The sequence below is a fragment of the Pseudonocardia kongjuensis genome (assembly GCF_039526905.1).
Taxonomy (GTDB): domain Bacteria; phylum Actinomycetota; class Actinomycetes; order Mycobacteriales; family Pseudonocardiaceae; genus Pseudonocardia; species Pseudonocardia kongjuensis.
Genome location: NZ_BAAAJK010000034.1, coordinates 53,406 through 67,524, shown reverse-complemented (window position 1 = coordinate 67,524; position 14,119 = coordinate 53,406). Strand labels below are relative to the sequence as shown.

Below are 14,119 nucleotides of genomic sequence, written 5' to 3'. Positions count from 1 at the left end.
TGGGTTGCGTCCCGGCGACGGACCTCACCGCGGGCGAACCGTTCCCCGGGTGCGCACGTCGTCCGGAGTGTGAGCACGTCCCGGCCCGCCGGGACGGACCCAGCGAGGAACGAGAGAGGTACCCACGTGAACACCCGACTCGCCCACCCGCACCGCACCGCAGGCACCCTCGGACGCGCCGCGGCCGCGGCGCTCCTCGCCGCAGGGGCCGTGCTGGCCCCGGCCGGCGTCGCGAACGCCGCCCCGGCCGGACCCGGGGAGCCCGCGCCGAGCTCCTGCCGGCCCGACCACGTGAACGCGACCGTCACCCCGGCACCGGCGAGCGCCGGGCACCGGCACTACACGGTGGTGCTGAGTGCCGCCCCCGGTACGGCCCCGTGCACACTCGCCGGATCGCCGTCGAACCCGGTCTTCAGCCTGAACGGCTCGCCGCGGGCGGTGACCGCGCTGCCCCATGGTGAGCAGAGCAGAGCGGTCGTGTTCGGCCCCGCCGATCCGGTGCAGTTCGACGTCCAGGTGCCGGACGGTCCGGGGCCGGCCTCGGCGAACGAGATCACGATGACGCCGTACTCGCCGGACTCGCCGTTCCCCGGACCGGTCACCGCGCACGGTCCGCTCGCCGTCGACGCCGGGACGCTGGTCGGGCCGGTGACCGAGCACCGGCCGGGCTGACCGGTACCGGCGCCGGGCTCAGGTCAGCCGCAGGTCCGCCGACTCGTGCTCGAGCAGCCACCGCTTCACGGCGAGCCCGTAGCGGAACCCGCCGAGGGTCCCGTCGCTGCGCAGCACCCGGTGGCAGGGCACGAACAGGGCGGCCGCGTTGTGCGCGCAGGCGCCGGCCGCGGCCCGGACCGCGGCCGGCCGGCCGGTCTTCTCCGCGTACCCGGTGTAGGTGACCGGGGCGCCCGCCGGGACCGTGCGCAGGACGTCCCAGGCGTGCTCGCGGTAGGGCCCGGAGCGCTGCCGGACCGGCACGTCGTCGATCACGGACAGGTCGCCGTCGTGGTAGCGGTCCACGGCGTCGCCGACGGTCCCGAGATCACCGCCGGTGATCCCGGACGGGGCCAGTGCCGGGTGGACCAGCGCGAGCAGTTCGTCCACCGACGCGGTCCAGCCCGAGGCGAGCACGTACCCGTCGGTGTCGACGACGGCGGTGAAGGGTCCGGCCGGGGTCTCCCGGGTGGCCCAGACAGCGGTTCCGGTCATGTGTTCCTCCGAACGGACGGGACGGCGGACGCGGCGGCCCGCCACAGATGGGTGGCGGCGTAGGACCGCCAGGGGGCCCAGGCCCGGGCGCGCCCGGCCAGTGCGGACGCCTCCGCCGGCAGGCCGAGCGCCTCGGCGCCGCGCCGGACCGCGAGATCCGACGCCAGCAGCTCGTCGGGATCGCCGAGCACCCGCATCGCCAGGTAACCGGCGCTCCACGGGCCGATCCCGGGCAGCGCGCACAGCTCGGCCCGCAGCGCGGCCGGGTCCCGGCCGGCGTCCAGCACGAGCTTGCCGGACGCCAGCGCGGCGCACAGCCCGCGCAGCGCCTCCGCGCGCCGGGCCGGGCCGCCCGGCGGCGCCGCGGCGAGCCCGTCGGCCAGCGTCGCGGGATCCGGGAACAGCAGGTCCGGGCCGTCACCGGTGTGCAGCTCGGCGGGCAGCGGCGAGCCGAACGCGGCGGCCAGCCGGGCCGCGGCGGTGCGCGCCGCGGCGACCGACACCTGCTGCCCGAGCACCGTGCGCACGGCCGTCTCGGCCGGATCGACGGTGCCCGGCAGCCGGATCCCGGGCGTCGCCGCGACCAGCGGGGCGAGCACCGGATCGGCGCCCAGCACGGCGTCCACCGCCTGCGGGTCGGCGTCGAGATCGAGCAGCCTGCGCAGCCGGGAGACGGCCGGGCCGACGTCGCGCGGGTCGGTCGCGCGCAGCGTTGCGAGCACCGCCCCGGTCCGGGCGGTCAGGTCGAGATCGACGGTCGCCGGGCCGTGCGGCAGCCGCAGCGTGCGGCGGTACCGGCCGCCGTCGACCGTCTCCACCCGGTCGACGGCCCGGACGGCGAGGTGCTCGAGCAGGCCGTGCGGGTCGAACGGTGCCCGGTAGGGCAGTCGCAGGGTCAGCGCGCCGGGTGCCCCGGCGGCGTCGCCGGGCCGGGCCGGCCGTCGCCGGGCGGCCTCGGCCCGCAGCTGCGACGGCGGCACCCCGTAGACGGCGCGGACCGTGTCGTTGAACTGGCGGACGCTGCCGAAACCGGCGGCGAACGCGATGTCGGCCAGCCCCAGCGGGGTCGTCTCGACCAGGATCCGGGCGGTGTGCGCGCGCTGCGCGCGGGCCAGCGCGAGCGGGCCGGCGCCCAGCTCGGCGGACAGGATCCGGCCGAGCTGGCGGGAGGAGTAGCCGAGCCGGCCGGCCAGCCCGGGCACCCCCTCCCGCTCGACGACGCCGTCGGCGATCAGCCGCATCGCCCGCCCGGCGGCGTCCGCCCGCAGGTTCCACTCCGGGGACCCGGGGACGGCGTCGGGCAGGCACCGCCGGCAGGCCCGGTAGCCGGCCGCCTGGGCCGCGGCGGCGGTGCGCAGGAACTCGACGTTGCGCGCCTTCGGCGGCGGCACCGGGCAGGACGGCCTGCAGTAGATCCGGGTGGTCCGCACGGCCGTGACGAACTGGCCGTCGAACCGGGCGTCCCGGGCCGAGACGGCCCGGTAGCAGGTGTCGTGGTCGAGGAGCACGGCACCGACGATGCCACCGAGCGCGGCCCGGGACTCGCGGGAATCGGTCGCCGGTGTCGGCGGGTCCGCTCAGCCGTTGCAGGCGGCGCCGCGGATCCAGCCCTGCTGGCAGGCGAACTCGATCTGCTGCCTGCGCTCGTTCTCGTCGTCGGGCGCGCCGCGCGGCGGGAGACCGTCGCCGGGGCGCGCGGACGGCGGGTCCGCGGGATCGGCCGGGGTCCCGGCGCCACCGTCCCCGGTGCCGCCACCGCTGCCACCGCCCGGTGCGGCCGGCGCACCGCCCGGGGCCGGCCCGGTGCCGCCGCCCGTGCCACCCGTGCCGCCGGTGCCGTCGCCCGTGCCACCGGTGCCACCGGTGCCACCGGTGCCACCGGTGCCGCCGGTGCCGTCGCCGGTGCCGCCGGTGCCGGTCGGGCCGCCGGTGTCACGGCCGGGCGAGTCGGCGGACCATCCGGCACCGGGCCCGTCGTCGGAGCCGGTCGGCGGGACGGTGAACGGCGACGACGCCGGTGCCGTTGGCGGGGCGGTGGACGCCGGCGCGGGCGGCGGGAGTGGAGTGTCGTCCGGTCCGGTCGCGCTGAACGACACGGCGGACACGGTGCCGGCGGTGGCGAGCACGGCCACCCCGGTCGTCAGCAGGGCGTGCATCCCCGGCAGGCGCATGGATTCCCCTCGGTGTCGGAACCGCTTTTCCCACCCGCCGGGACCGGTACTGGGCCCAACGGGTGATGCGCCGGCCGTGATGGCGAACGTTGCGTCACGTCCGGGCGCTCGGCGCAGTATGGCGTACGCCGGTCGGAGTAACGACGGCGACGTTGCGTGACATTTCGCAAGGGGGAGTCGCCGATCGCTCCGGCGACCGGTACGCGATCATGACCAGGCAGTGTCCGAGGAGGAGACCACCATCGCGAGCGAACCCGCCGACGCCGGCCGCAGCGGCCGACGCGCGGGCCGGGCGACCGCGGCACGCACCCGCATCGTCGGGTGGGTGCTGCTGCTCGTGCTCAGCTCGCTCGGCGTGGTCACCCTGGTCACCTGGCTGCTGCTGATCGACGAGACGGACCGCCGGATCGAGACCGCACTGACGTCGGAGATCGCCGAGTTCGCCCGGGTCACCGAGACCGGGATCAACCCGACCACCGGGCAGCCGTACGGCTCGGTCGACGAGATCCTCCGCTCGGTGATCGCCGCGAACGTGGCCCGGCCCAACGAGAAGTTCATGGGCTACCTCGACGGCCGGTTCCGCTGGGAGTCCCGGCGCACCAGCCCGCGGGTGCTGCTGCGGGAGGACCCGGCGTTCAACGCGATGGTCTCCTCCGTGCAGCGGCACACCCGCGGCTCCTACCAGAGCGTGGCCGGCGAGGTGCGCTGGTCGGCGCTGCCGGTCGGGCTGGCCGGCGACCCCTCGCGCGGGGTCATCGTGATCGGCTACTTCACCGACCAGGAGCACGAGTTCGCGCACGAGGCCGCCCGGCTGATGGTGATCGTCGGCGTCGGCACGGCGCTGCTCGCCGCGGTGGGCGCGTGGCTGGTCGCCGGCCGGATCCTGCGCCCGCTGCGCGACGTCGCGACCACCGCCCGCACGATCACCGGCACCGACCTGTCCCACCGGGTGCCGCAGCGGGCCAGGGCCCGCGACGAGATCGCCGAGCTGGCCCGGACGCTGAACGCCATGCTCGACCGGGTGCAGAGCGGGATGGAGGCGCAGCGCCGGTTCGTCGACGACGCCGGGCACGAGCTGCGCACCCCGATCACGATCGTCCGCGGGCATCTCGGCGTGCTCGATCCGGGCGATCCCGACGACGTCACCGACACCGTCGCCCTGGTCGACGACGAGCTGGAACGGATGAACCGCCTGGTGTCGGAGATGCTCGCGCTCACCCGCGCCGAGCAGCCGTCGCTGCTGCGCCCGGAGCAGGTCGACGTCGCCGAGCTGACCCGCGAGCTGTTCGACAAGCTCACCGGGCTCGCCGACCGGGACTGGGTGCTGCAGTCGGTCGCCCCGGTGCGGGTGCGGATGGATCCGCACCGGATCACCCAGGCGGTCGTGGCGCTGGCCGACAACGCGACCCGGTTCACCGGTCCGGGCGACCGGATCGCGCTCGGTTCGGAGACCGTCCGCGGACGGGTGCGGATCTGGGTGTCCGACACCGGGCCCGGCGTCGCGCCGGAGGACCGCACCCGGGTGTTCCGGCGGTTCGCCCGCGGCGAGAACGCCCCGCGTTCGGACGGCGCCGGCCTCGGCCTGTCGATCGTCGAGGCCATCGCGACCACGCACGGCGGGCGGGTGCTGCTGGAGAGCACCCCCGGCCGCGGCGCCACCTTCACCCTGGACCTGCCGGGGGACGCGCGGTGAGCAGCCGGATCCTGGTCGCCGAGGACGAGCCGCGGATCGCGTCGTTCCTCAAGAAGGGGCTGGTCGCCGCCGGTTTCGAGGTGACCGTCGTGCCGGACGGGCCGGGGGTGCACGATCACGTCGTCGGCGGCGGGTTCGACCTCATGGTGCTCGACATCGGGCTGCCCGGCCTGGACGGGTTCGCCGTCCTGCGCCGGATCCGCGCGGCCGGCAGCACCGTCCCGGTGATCATCCTGACGGCGCGGGACAGCGTGGGCGACACCGTCGCCGGCCTCACCGGCGGCGCCGACGACTACATGGCCAAGCCGTTCCAGTTCGAGGAGCTGCTGGCCAGGGTGCGGCTCCGGCTGGAACGCTCCCGCCCGGCGCCGGACCCGGAGGTGCTGGCGTTCGGCGGGCTGGAGCTGGACCCGCGGACCCGGCACGTCGCCGTCGACGGGCGGACCGTCGAGCTGTCGGCGCGCGAGTTCGCGCTCGCCGAGACGTTCCTGCGGCACCCCGGGCAGGTGCTGTCCCGGGACCAGCTGCTGCGGCTGGTGTGGGGCGGCGAGTCCGGCTCCGGATCCAACGTCGTCGACGTCTACGTGCGCTACCTGCGACGCAAGCTCGGCACCGGCCGGATCGCCACCGTCCGCGGCACCGGCTACCGGCTCGAACCGGGCTGAGAGGGGTCCGCGGAGGGCGACTACCCTGGTTGTCCGTGTCCCTCACCCTCGGCATCGTCGGTCTGCCCAACGTCGGCAAGTCGACCCTGTTCAACGCGCTGACCCGCAACGACGTGCTCGCCGCGAACTACCCGTTCGCGACGATCGAGCCGAACGTCGGGGTGGTCCCGCTCCCGGACCCGCGGCTGGGCGAGCTGGCCCGGATCTTCTCGTCGGAGAAGATCCTGCCCGCCACGGTGTCGTTCGTCGACATCGCCGGGATCGTGAAGGGCGCCTCCGAGGGCGCCGGGCTGGGCAACAAGTTCCTCGCCAACATCCGCGAGTCCGACGCGATCTGCCAGGTCGTGCGGGTCTTCGACGACGCCGACGTGGTGCACGTCGACGGCCGGATCGATCCGGCGAGCGACATCGAGACGATCGCGACCGAGCTGGTGCTGGCCGACCTGCAGACCCTGGAGCGGGCGCTCCCGCGGCTGGAGAAGGAGGCCCGCACGCAGAAGGACCGGCGCCCCGCGCTGGAGGCGGCCCAGGCCGCGGCCGAGGTGCTGAACAGCGGCCGGACGCTGTTCCAGGCCGGCGTCGACGCCGCCCCGCTGCGCGAGCTCACCCTGCTCACCACCAAGCCGTTCCTGTACGTGTTCAACGCCGACGAGGCCGTCCTCACCGACGACGCCCGCCGCAAGGAGCTCACCGAGCTCGTCGCCCCGGCGCAGGCCGTCTTCCTCGACGCCAAGGTCGAGGCCGAGCTGCTGGAGCTCGACGACGAGTCCGCCGCCGAGCTGCTGGAGTCGATCGGGCAGGACGAGCCGGGCCTGGCCCAGCTCGCCCGCGCCGGGTTCACCACGCTCGGCCTTCAGACCTACCTCACCGCGGGCCCGAAGGAGTCGCGCGCCTGGACCATCCCGCAGGGCGCCACCGCGCCGCAGGCGGCCGGGGTCATCCACACCGACTTCGAGCGCGGCTTCATCAAGGCCGAGGTGGTGTCGTACGACGATCTGGTCGCCGCCGGGTCGATGAACGCCGCGAAGTCCGCCGGGAAGGTGCGGATGGAGGGGAAGGACTACGTCATGCAGGACGGCGACGTGGTCGAGTTCCGCTTCAACGTCTGAGTCGGCTCCGTTTCCGCTGCTCAGAGCCCTACGGGTCCGTAGCGGCTCGTGTCCGGTCCTCGGCGGTCGGCCACAGGTGCGCGTAGGTGCTCAGGGTGACGGTTGCGCGGGGATGTTCGAGCGCGCGCCGCACGGCCTCTCACGTCGCAGCGCGCCGCGATCAGACCGGGGGCGACGTACTGCCGCAGATCGCGACCCGGTGAATGCCCTGCCGTAGCCGGTCGAGCCCCGGAAGCTCACCTGCGGGACGGCGTTGCCGCGGCCGGCCAGGAGCTGACCTGCGGGTCACAGCCACCCGGGGTGGCCGTGCGCTCCGGCCGGGACAGTTCGGCGACCCTCCACCGTCGCGGGGGTTGTCCGTGCCGGGCCTGGAAGGCCCTGCTGAAGGACGCCTCCGAGGCGTATCCCACCGCGTGCGCGATGGTCGCGACCGTGTCCTGGGACGTGAGCAGGAGTTGGGCGGCGTGCTCGATCCGGAGTCGCTGGATGTAGGCGCTGGGCGGAATCCCCATCTGCCTGCGGAACCTGCCGGCGAACACCGACCGGGAGAGGTGTGCGATGCCGGCGAGCCGCGTGACCGTCCAGTTCTTCCCGGGGGCGGCATGGACCGCAGCCAGGGCAGGTGAGAGCGCGGGATCGAGGGCCGCTGTCAGTCCGCCCGGTGTCCGGTCTCCTTCCGCGGCGGTCCAGGCCCGGAGCCCGTGGATGAACAGCAGTTCGAGAATGCGCGAGATCATCGCACGTGATCCGGGCGCCGCAGGGTGGAGCTCGCTCAGCAGCAGTTCCACACTCAACGGAAGCCAGTCGGAGCCGGGGCCCGCGATCGTGATGACGGGTGGGAGGTCACCCAGGAGAGGCTCGGCGACGCCCTGCTCGACGAGGAACTCGCCGCTGATCCACGTCGCCTCACCGCAGGGGTTCATCGTGTGTGGGTCCCCGCGGCCGAGCAGGGCCATCGTGCCGTCGGTCAGCAGCGTTCGCCCACCCGCATCGACCTGGAGCTCCACCTGTCCGCGGGTCACCACGTGCACCAGTCGTGTGCGGTCGCGAAACGCCTTCGGCACGGCCGCCGTGCTTTCCCGGACGACGCCGCCGCGCAGCCGTATGGACTCCAGGAGGTCCGAGAACGCGTCGCCGAGTGACGGAGGATCTGCAAAATTATCAGGCGTATTCGTCATTTTTCCTATCCTGATGTACGCATAACCTGAGCACCAGGCTCCTCGGGATCGGGGAGCGGAACCTGCGTCGTGGAAAGGGGCGGACATGTCGAAGCCTGCCGTCGTGCTCGTGCACGGATTCTGGGGTGGAGCCGGCCACTGGGCCGAGATCATCGTCGAGCTCGACAAGCGCGGCCACGAGACGATCCGTGCGGTGGAGAACCCGCTCACCTCGCTGGCGGACGACGTCGCCCGCACCCAGCAGATGATCAAGCAGGTGGACGGCCCGGTCCTGCTCGTCGGGCATTCCTACGGGGGTGCGGTGATCACCGCGGCGGGGAACCTGCCGAACGTGGTCGGGCTGGTGTACATCGCCGCCTTCGCCCCGGATGCCGGCGAGAGCCCGCAGCAGATCACCGAGCGGCAGCCACCCGCAGCCGCGGCGAACCTCGTACCGGACTCCGACGGCTACCTGTGGATCCGGCAGGACGCGTTCCACGAGAGCTTCTGCCAGGACGTCCCGGCCGACCGGGCGCTGGTCATGGCAGTCACGCAGAAGGCTCCGCAGGCCGCGACGTTCGGGGACGTCGTCACCGATCCGGCGTGGCGGCACAAGCCGACCTGGTACCAGATCTCCACCGAGGACCGGATGATCCACCCGGACAACCAGCGCCGGATGGCCGAGCGGATGTCGCCGCGGGCGACCATCGAGCTGGATGCCGGGCACGCATCGTTGGCCTCGCGTCCGTCGGCGGTCGTCGATCTGATCGACGAGGCCGTCGGCACGCTGTAGGCAGCGCGATCGGGTGCGGTGAGCATCGGTCGCCGGGTCACCTCGTCGGAGGTCGCCACCGTGTTGGACGAGGAGTGACGACCCACCTGCTCGACGCGAACGTCCTCATCGCACTCACCGTCGCCGAGCACGAGCACCACGACCGTGCGTCGAGGTGGGTGGCGGGGATCGAGCGTTTCGCGCTGTGCCCGGTGGTCGAGGGGGCACTCGTCCGGTTCCTCGTCAGGGTGGGTGAGACGCCCGCGGTGCCGGTCGAGCTGCTGCGGGGCGGTCCATGCGCTTCCCGGGTGTGAGTTCTGGCCCGATGCGGTCTCCTACGCCGACGTGCCCCTCGGCCACGTCCAGGAACACCGTCAGGTGACCGATGCCTACCTGGCGGGCCTCGTCGCGGCCCGTACCGACGCCACGCTCGCCACCATGGACGAGGCGCTGGCGACGGCGCTTCCCGGGCTGGTGACGCTCGTGCCGCGGGCCGTCCGGGGCGACTGAACCCCGGCGACGGACGTTCACGCCGTCCCGCGCCCGCTCCATCCCGGCTCCAGCGCCGCCCACTCCGCGCCGATCTCGCGACCGGCCCGCCGCGAGGTGACGATCCGCGCCCGCAGCAGCAGCCCGCCACCGATCAGCAGGACCAGCGCGGCCGCGGTCAGCGCGGGCCCGTTGCCCTCGGTGGGCGGCGCCATCGGGTCGCCCTGCCGGTCGGTCCAGATGCTGCGGGTCTCGCCGGGCGCCGGACGTCCGCCGAGCACCAGCGGCCCGACGTGCGGGCGCCCGTCGGGCCCGGTCCAGTGGGCGCGGACGGTGCTGCGGACCGGGCCGCCCGGTTGCGGCGCCGCGGTCACGGCCAGCACCGTCGCGACCGTGCTGTGCGCGTCGGGCACCTCCCGCTGCACGGCCCGGACGCCGGCCAGGTGCCCGATGCAGAGCGCGACGGTCACCAGCACGACGACGAGGACCGGCGTCGCCCGCCGCAGCTGTGCCGCGCGCTGCGTGTCCGAGCGGTCTGAAATGTTCACCATCGAAGCCTGACCCGGGTCGGTGTCGTCTGGAAGAGCGAAGAGTCGGACCCAGCCTTCGGCTTTCACAGAGTCTGTAGCCTCTTGACATGGCGTTCGAGGTGCTCGACCTCCGGTTGTTCCTCGGAGTGGTCGAACGGGGCTCCATCACCCGCGGCGCGGAGCTGGTGCATCTGTCGCTGGCCTCGGCGAGCAGCCGGATCGCGGCGATGGAGGGCGCGGCCGGCCTCCCGCTGTTCGACCGGCACCGCCGCGGCGTCACGCCGACCCGGCAGGGTGAGCTGCTGGCGTCGCACGCCCGGGAGATCGTCGGCCGGCACGACCGGATGCGGCTGGAGCTGGCCGATCTCGCCGGGGGGCACGCGGCGACCGTCACGATCCTGACCAACACCGCGGGCGCGACCCTGCTCACCGGCCCGGTGACCGGGTTCCTGCACGAGCATCCCGACGTCGACGTCGACCTGGTCCAGCAGCCGAGCCACCGGATCGTCGCGGCGCTGGCCGAGGGCCGCGCCGAGCTCGGCGTGCTCGCCGACAACGTGGAGCTCGGCCGGCTGGAGGCGATCTCGCTGGGGCCGGATCCGCTGGTCGTCGTGGTCCATCCCGGGCACCGGTTCGCCGGGCGGGCGGCGGTCGCGTTCGCCGAGGTGCTCGACGACGACGCCCTGGTCGGCTACTCCGAGGGCAGCCCGCTGGAGGAGCACCTGCGGTCGCACGCCGTCCCACTGGGCGGCCATCCGCGGCACCGGGCCCGTTTCCCGGACGCCGGCTCGGTCTGTCACGCGGTGGCGGCGGGCGTCGGCATCGCCGTGCTCCCGGCCCGCGACGTCGCCGACGGCCTGGTCGGGGTCCCGCTGCGCGACGGATGGGCCGCCCGCGAGCTGCTCGTCGCCTGCCGCAGCTGGACCGGCCTGAGCAGCCCGGCCCGGGCGCTCGCCACCCTGCTGCGCGGCCGTTAGCCGGTTACCTCGCAGGTCATCGACGGGTGCCCGTCGACGGCCGCAGGATCGGCACCGTGGATCTCCTGGTGAGCGCGACGTTCCTGCTGGTCGGCCTGGTCAACGCGGCCCCGGTCGCGGGACTGCTCGGTGGCTCCGCGCTGCGCAGGCTCTACGGGACGACGCCGGCCGATCCGGCCACCGCGGTGCTGCTGCGGCACCGGGCGGTGCTGCTCGGCCTGCTCGGCGCGGCGCTGGCGGTGGCGGCGTTCGTCCCGGCCTGGCGGATGCCGGCGGGGATCGCCGGTCTGGTGAGCATGGTCGTCTTCGTGGTCCTGGCGCCGCCGCGGCGCGGACTGCCCGCCGGCATCACCCGCACCGCGGTGATCGACGTGCTGCTGTCGGTGCTGCTGGCCGGCGCGCTGCTCGCCGGGTGATCAGAAGACCGTCCCCAGGTCGTCGCCGAGGATGCCGTCCAGCGCGAACTCGGCGAGCGCGGCCACCGTCATCGACGGGTTGCAGGCCCCGGTCGAGCCGGGGATCAGCGCGCCGTCGACGACGTAGAGGCCGCGCTGGCCGAGGACCCGGCCGGCGGCGTCGCACACGTCGCCGATCGTCGCGCCGCCCAGCGGGTGGTAGGTGGTGGTGTCGAACGCGGTGGTGTCCAGGGTCGGGTTCAGCAGGCCGGTGACCAGGTCGCCGCCGACGATCCGGCGGATCCGGGCGGTGACGTCGCGGGTGAGCTGCGCGTCGTACGCCTGGCTCCAGTGCAGGACGGCGTCGTCGCGCACCGGGTCGTAGCGGAACTCGCCGCGCGGCTCGACGATCCCGTAGCCGATGATGCTGGTGGTGCCGACGTCGACCGGGAACGCACGCCGGCCTGGATGACGGTGAGTGCGCGCGCCGGGTCCGACCAGTCCCGGACGCCGACGCAGGCCGGCCCGCCCTGCAGGGCGCCGGGGCTCTCGCCGACCGGGGTCCAGGCGAAGATCCGGTCACCGTTGTTGCCCCAGCGGGTGCCGACGCCGTCGGGCAGATCCGGAACGAGTCCCTTCGCCCGCGCCTTCACCAGCAGCCGGGTGGTGCCGGCCGAGCCCGCGGCGAGGAACAGCGCGTCGGTGACGATCCGGATCCGCTCCAGCACGACGCCGTCGGTGCCGATCCGTTCGGTGTGCACCACCCAGCGTCCGGAGCGGTCCCGCTCGACGTCGGCGGCCCGGTGCAGCGGCGCGACCTCGACCAGCCCGGTCGCCTCCGCCTCGGCGAGCCAGGTCCGGTCGACGGTGTTCTTGCCGCCGTTGTTCGCGCCGTAGAGCACGTCCCCGGTGCTGTAGGACGGCGGGAGCTCGCCGCGCAGCTCGCGCCGGACCACGTCCCAGTCGAGCGGCAGCGGCACCCGGAAGCCGGGGGTCCCCGCCTCCTCGGCCCGCCGCAGGAACTGCCGGGAGCTGCGGTAGCGACCGTGCGCGAGCACGTCGTCCGGGATCGTCGCCGGGGCCAGCACCGCCTCGACCCGCCGGTAGTGGTCGCGGTCGAACCGCTCGAAGTCGAGCTCGGCGGGCATCGACGCGGCGAACGTCTCGGCCGAGGGCTGCATCGTCATCCCGTGGTAGACGAGCGAGCCGCCGCCGACGCCGGCGCCGCAGAGCACGTCCATCCCGATGCCGCGGACCCGGTCGAGGACGCCGGTCCAGGGCTTCCAGACGGCGGGCGGGGACCCGGTGAGCACCGGTCCCGGGGTCAGCCAGGACGCCCGCCGGTCCGGCGAGAACATCAGCGGGAAGGTGTCGCCGCCGGGCCGGACCGGCCAGCGGACACCGCGTTCGAGCACCAGCGCGGGGACGCCGGCCCGGGCCAGCCGGGCCGCGGCGACCGCCCCGCCGAACCCGGTACCGACGACGACCGCGCGCCGCCGTTCCTCCCGCGCCGGGGCCGGCGCCGCGACGGCGGACCGGGTGCCGAGGTGCAGTGCGGCCGCACCGCCGGCGGCCGCTGCGGCGGCCAGCAGGGAGCGCCGGGTGAGAGTCGGCATCGACGGACTCCTCGGGGTGACGCCCGGGCGTGGCCGGGCCGTGAACGGGGGAGCGTTCGTTCCGTGCCGGGACGACCCTAGCCGAGCTTCTCCGACACATGTCGGATTGGGGTCGCTCCCCGGTCCGCCCGCGGACCGGCCGGGACGCACCGCCGTCCGGCGTAGTCGATCACGTCAGATGGCGTAGCGGCAGGTCAGGGGCCGTCGGGCCGGTGACCGTGGCCGGTGTGCCGGAGTGCGGCGGGGCGCTCTCGCAAGAGGGCCGTTCGGCGATCGATATGCGGCGAGCGGTGCGGTGAAAGGTGGGGAACGGTCCAGTCGTCGTTGCTCCGACCGGGTCACTTCGGCACGTCGTCGGCCAGTCGAGAGGGTGTCGCGCCGGATCGCCGGAAAGTGGTCGGGCCCTAGGACGTGTCGGTCGCGCCGGCGTTGCACCGATGTGATCTGTGCCTCTTATCGAGGGTCGCCCGTAACGATCTGTGAAGTGTCGAAATGTCACGGAGAGTGCTTATCCAACACCTGCTGGATAGCACTATGTGTAGTTGATCAACGGCGAGCGGTAGGACTGTCGCCGGAGAACCGGATGAATGGGGGCACCAAGTGAGGGGCGACGTCCTCTTGCGTGGAGGCGTTCCGTACGTTCTGCGACACCGGGCCGTGACACAGCGTGAACGCTGACGGTCGGTTCACACAGATGAGAAGGAGAGCCATGAACGCCCCCGAGACGTCCTCCTCCCGCCGTACCGCGCGGCGGATCGCCACCGTCGGCGCCCTGACCGTCCCGCTCGCCCTCGGCTCCGCCGGGATGGCCCTCGCCGGTGACTACCACGACAGCGGCAAGGGCCACGACAAGAAGCGCGACTGCGCCCCGTCCTTCGCCTCGCAGGAGGGCGGCCTGCTCGGTCTCGACGCGGCCGTCGACCCGGCCCTGAACATCGGCGGCATCGCCAACAGCGGCCCGGTCTCCCAGCACATCGCCGCCGTCGACGAGTCCAACTCGGGCATCGTGCAGTCCGGCTGCGGCGCCGGCCACGCCGTCCAGGTCGACGACCTGGTCGGCCTCGGGCTCGACGTGAGCCCGTCGGTCAACCTCGGCGGCATCCTCAACTCCGGTGCGGTCGAGCAGTCCACCACCACCGTCGACCGCTCCAACAGCGGCGTGCTGCAGTCCGGCTCCGGGCACGGCCCGGGTGGCGGCTACGCCTCCCAGAAGGGCGGCCTGATCGGGATCGACGCGACCGTCAACCCGTCGATCAACATCGGCGGCCTGCTCTCCAGCGGCCCGGTCTCGCAGTCCACCACCTCGGTGGACCAGAGCAACTCCGGGATCGTCCAGGGC

The 14,119-nt window shown here is 74.1% G+C and carries 17 protein-coding genes; 10 read left to right on the top strand and 7 right to left on the bottom strand.

The genetic code is table 11. The annotated features are described in order from the left end of the window. Nucleotides 1-126 precede the first annotated feature (126 nt). Nucleotides 127-672 carry a hypothetical protein gene (locus ABD160_RS24635; protein ID WP_344026518.1) on the top strand — a complete coding sequence of 182 codons (546 nt, stop codon included), beginning with the start codon at nucleotides 127-129 and terminating at the stop codon, nucleotides 670-672. Between the two features lie 18 nt (nucleotides 673-690). On the opposite strand, the gene ABD160_RS24630 is transcribed toward ABD160_RS24635, so the two are convergent. The 3 genes from ABD160_RS24630 to ABD160_RS24620 all read right to left on the bottom strand — a co-directional run bounded on the left by ABD160_RS24630 (nucleotide 691) and on the right by ABD160_RS24620 (nucleotide 3,377). Then, a complete protein-coding gene (locus ABD160_RS24630; RefSeq protein WP_344026516.1) occupies nucleotides 691-1,206 on the bottom strand; it encodes a methylated-DNA--[protein]-cysteine S-methyltransferase in 516 nt (171 codons plus the stop codon). Next, nucleotides 1,203-2,714 (bottom strand): DNA-3-methyladenine glycosylase 2 family protein, encoded by a 1,512-nt coding sequence (locus ABD160_RS24625; RefSeq protein ID WP_344026514.1) that lies wholly within the window; start codon nucleotides 2,712-2,714, stop codon nucleotides 1,203-1,205. The genes ABD160_RS24630 and ABD160_RS24625 overlap by 4 nt, the downstream gene beginning before the upstream one ends. Nucleotides 2,715-2,783: 69 nt before the next feature. Next, nucleotides 2,784-3,377, bottom strand: a complete 594-nt coding sequence (locus ABD160_RS24620) for a hypothetical protein (RefSeq protein WP_344026512.1) — start codon at nucleotides 3,375-3,377, stop codon at nucleotides 2,784-2,786. Between the two features lie 220 nt (nucleotides 3,378-3,597). On the opposite strand from ABD160_RS24620, the gene ABD160_RS24615 reads away from it, so the two are divergent. From ABD160_RS24615 to ychF, 3 genes are read left to right on the top strand one after another with little or no spacing between them, the layout of a single operon-like run. Continuing rightward, nucleotides 3,598-5,070, top strand: a complete 1,473-nt coding sequence (locus tag ABD160_RS24615) for a sensor histidine kinase (RefSeq protein ID WP_344026510.1) — start codon at nucleotides 3,598-3,600, stop codon at nucleotides 5,068-5,070. Next, entirely contained in the window at nucleotides 5,067-5,735 is a 669-nt protein-coding gene (locus ABD160_RS24610) for a response regulator transcription factor (protein ID WP_344026508.1), read from the top strand. Before ABD160_RS24615 ends, ABD160_RS24610 begins: the two co-directional genes overlap by 4 nt. Nucleotides 5,736-5,770: 35 nt before the next feature. Further along, on the top strand, nucleotides 5,771-6,844 hold the full coding sequence (ychF, locus tag ABD160_RS24605; protein WP_344026506.1) for a redox-regulated ATPase YchF: 1,074 nt from the start codon (nucleotides 5,771-5,773) through the stop codon (nucleotides 6,842-6,844). Nucleotides 6,845-7,080: 236 nt separating this feature from the next. Here ychF and ABD160_RS24600 read toward each other — a convergent pair whose 3' ends face one another. Continuing rightward, nucleotides 7,081-8,022, bottom strand: coding sequence for a cupin domain-containing protein (locus ABD160_RS24600; RefSeq protein WP_344026504.1), 942 nt, complete (start codon nucleotides 8,020-8,022; stop codon nucleotides 7,081-7,083). An 85-nt stretch (nucleotides 8,023-8,107) separates the two neighbouring features. Here ABD160_RS24600 and ABD160_RS24595 point away from each other — a divergent pair, with 85 nt between their 5' ends. From ABD160_RS24595 to ABD160_RS24585, 3 genes are all read left to right on the top strand, one after another. Continuing rightward, complete coding sequence (locus tag ABD160_RS24595) at nucleotides 8,108-8,794, top strand: alpha/beta hydrolase (protein ID WP_344026502.1); 687 nt, start codon at nucleotides 8,108-8,110, stop codon at nucleotides 8,792-8,794. Nucleotides 8,795-8,868: 74 nt separating this feature from the next. Beyond that, complete coding sequence (locus tag ABD160_RS24590; protein ID WP_344026501.1) at nucleotides 8,869-9,087, top strand: PIN domain-containing protein; 219 nt, start codon at nucleotides 8,869-8,871, stop codon at nucleotides 9,085-9,087. A 64-nt stretch (nucleotides 9,088-9,151) separates the two neighbouring features. Next, nucleotides 9,152-9,283 (top strand): hypothetical protein, encoded by a 132-nt coding sequence (locus ABD160_RS24585; RefSeq protein WP_344026499.1) that lies wholly within the window; start codon nucleotides 9,152-9,154, stop codon nucleotides 9,281-9,283. Nucleotides 9,284-9,300: 17 nt separating this feature from the next. Here the strand turns inward: ABD160_RS24585 and ABD160_RS24580 are convergent, their stop codons facing one another. Beyond that, nucleotides 9,301-9,810, bottom strand: a complete 510-nt coding sequence (locus tag ABD160_RS24580) for a hypothetical protein (protein ID WP_344026498.1) — start codon at nucleotides 9,808-9,810, stop codon at nucleotides 9,301-9,303. Nucleotides 9,811-9,899: 89 nt separating this feature from the next. On the opposite strand from ABD160_RS24580, the gene ABD160_RS24575 reads away from it, so the two are divergent. Together ABD160_RS24575 and ABD160_RS24570 are read left to right on the top strand one after the other, a co-directional pair. Then, nucleotides 9,900-10,769: a LysR family transcriptional regulator gene (locus ABD160_RS24575; RefSeq protein ID WP_344026496.1), complete on the top strand. Its 870-nt coding sequence runs from the start codon at nucleotides 9,900-9,902 to the stop codon at nucleotides 10,767-10,769. Nucleotides 10,770-10,825: 56 nt separating this feature from the next. Next, on the top strand, nucleotides 10,826-11,185 hold the full coding sequence (locus ABD160_RS24570; RefSeq protein WP_344026494.1) for a hypothetical protein: 360 nt from the start codon (nucleotides 10,826-10,828) through the stop codon (nucleotides 11,183-11,185). On the opposite strand, the gene ABD160_RS24565 is transcribed toward ABD160_RS24570, so the two are convergent. Further along, complete coding sequence (locus ABD160_RS24565) at nucleotides 11,186-11,539, bottom strand: GMC oxidoreductase (protein ID WP_344026492.1); 354 nt, start codon at nucleotides 11,537-11,539, stop codon at nucleotides 11,186-11,188. Then, the gene (locus tag ABD160_RS24560) at nucleotides 11,425-12,780 is read right to left on the bottom strand and encodes an NAD(P)-binding protein (protein ID WP_344026490.1); all 1,356 of its coding nucleotides are present in this window, start codon (nucleotides 12,778-12,780) and stop codon (nucleotides 11,425-11,427) included. Before ABD160_RS24560 ends, ABD160_RS24565 begins: the two co-directional genes overlap by 115 nt. A gap of 709 nt (nucleotides 12,781-13,489) precedes the next feature. Here ABD160_RS24560 and ABD160_RS24555 point away from each other — a divergent pair. Beyond that, the coding region (locus ABD160_RS24555) for a hypothetical protein (protein WP_344026488.1) at nucleotides 13,490-14,119 on the top strand (630 nt) is incomplete at its 3' end.

What these genes read in the sequence shown, in the direction of transcription:
- ABD160_RS24630 (WP_344026516.1), bottom strand. Translation starts at nt 1,206, where the DNA reads ATGACCGGAACCGCTGTCTGGGCCACCCGGGAGACCCCGGCCGGACCC.
- ABD160_RS24620 (WP_344026512.1), bottom strand. Translation starts at nt 3,377, where the DNA reads ATGCGCCTGCCGGGGATGCACGCCCTGCTGACGACCGGGGTGGCCGTG.
- ABD160_RS24600 (WP_344026504.1), bottom strand. Translation starts at nt 8,022, where the DNA reads ATGACGAATACGCCTGATAATTTTGCAGATCCTCCGTCACTCGGCGAC.
- ABD160_RS24595 (WP_344026502.1), top strand. Translation starts at nt 8,108, where the DNA reads ATGTCGAAGCCTGCCGTCGTGCTCGTGCACGGATTCTGGGGTGGAGCC.
- ABD160_RS24575 (WP_344026496.1), top strand. Translation starts at nt 9,900, where the DNA reads ATGGCGTTCGAGGTGCTCGACCTCCGGTTGTTCCTCGGAGTGGTCGAA.
- ABD160_RS24560 (WP_344026490.1), bottom strand. Translation starts at nt 12,780, where the DNA reads ATGCCGACTCTCACCCGGCGCTCCCTGCTGGCCGCCGCAGCGGCCGCC.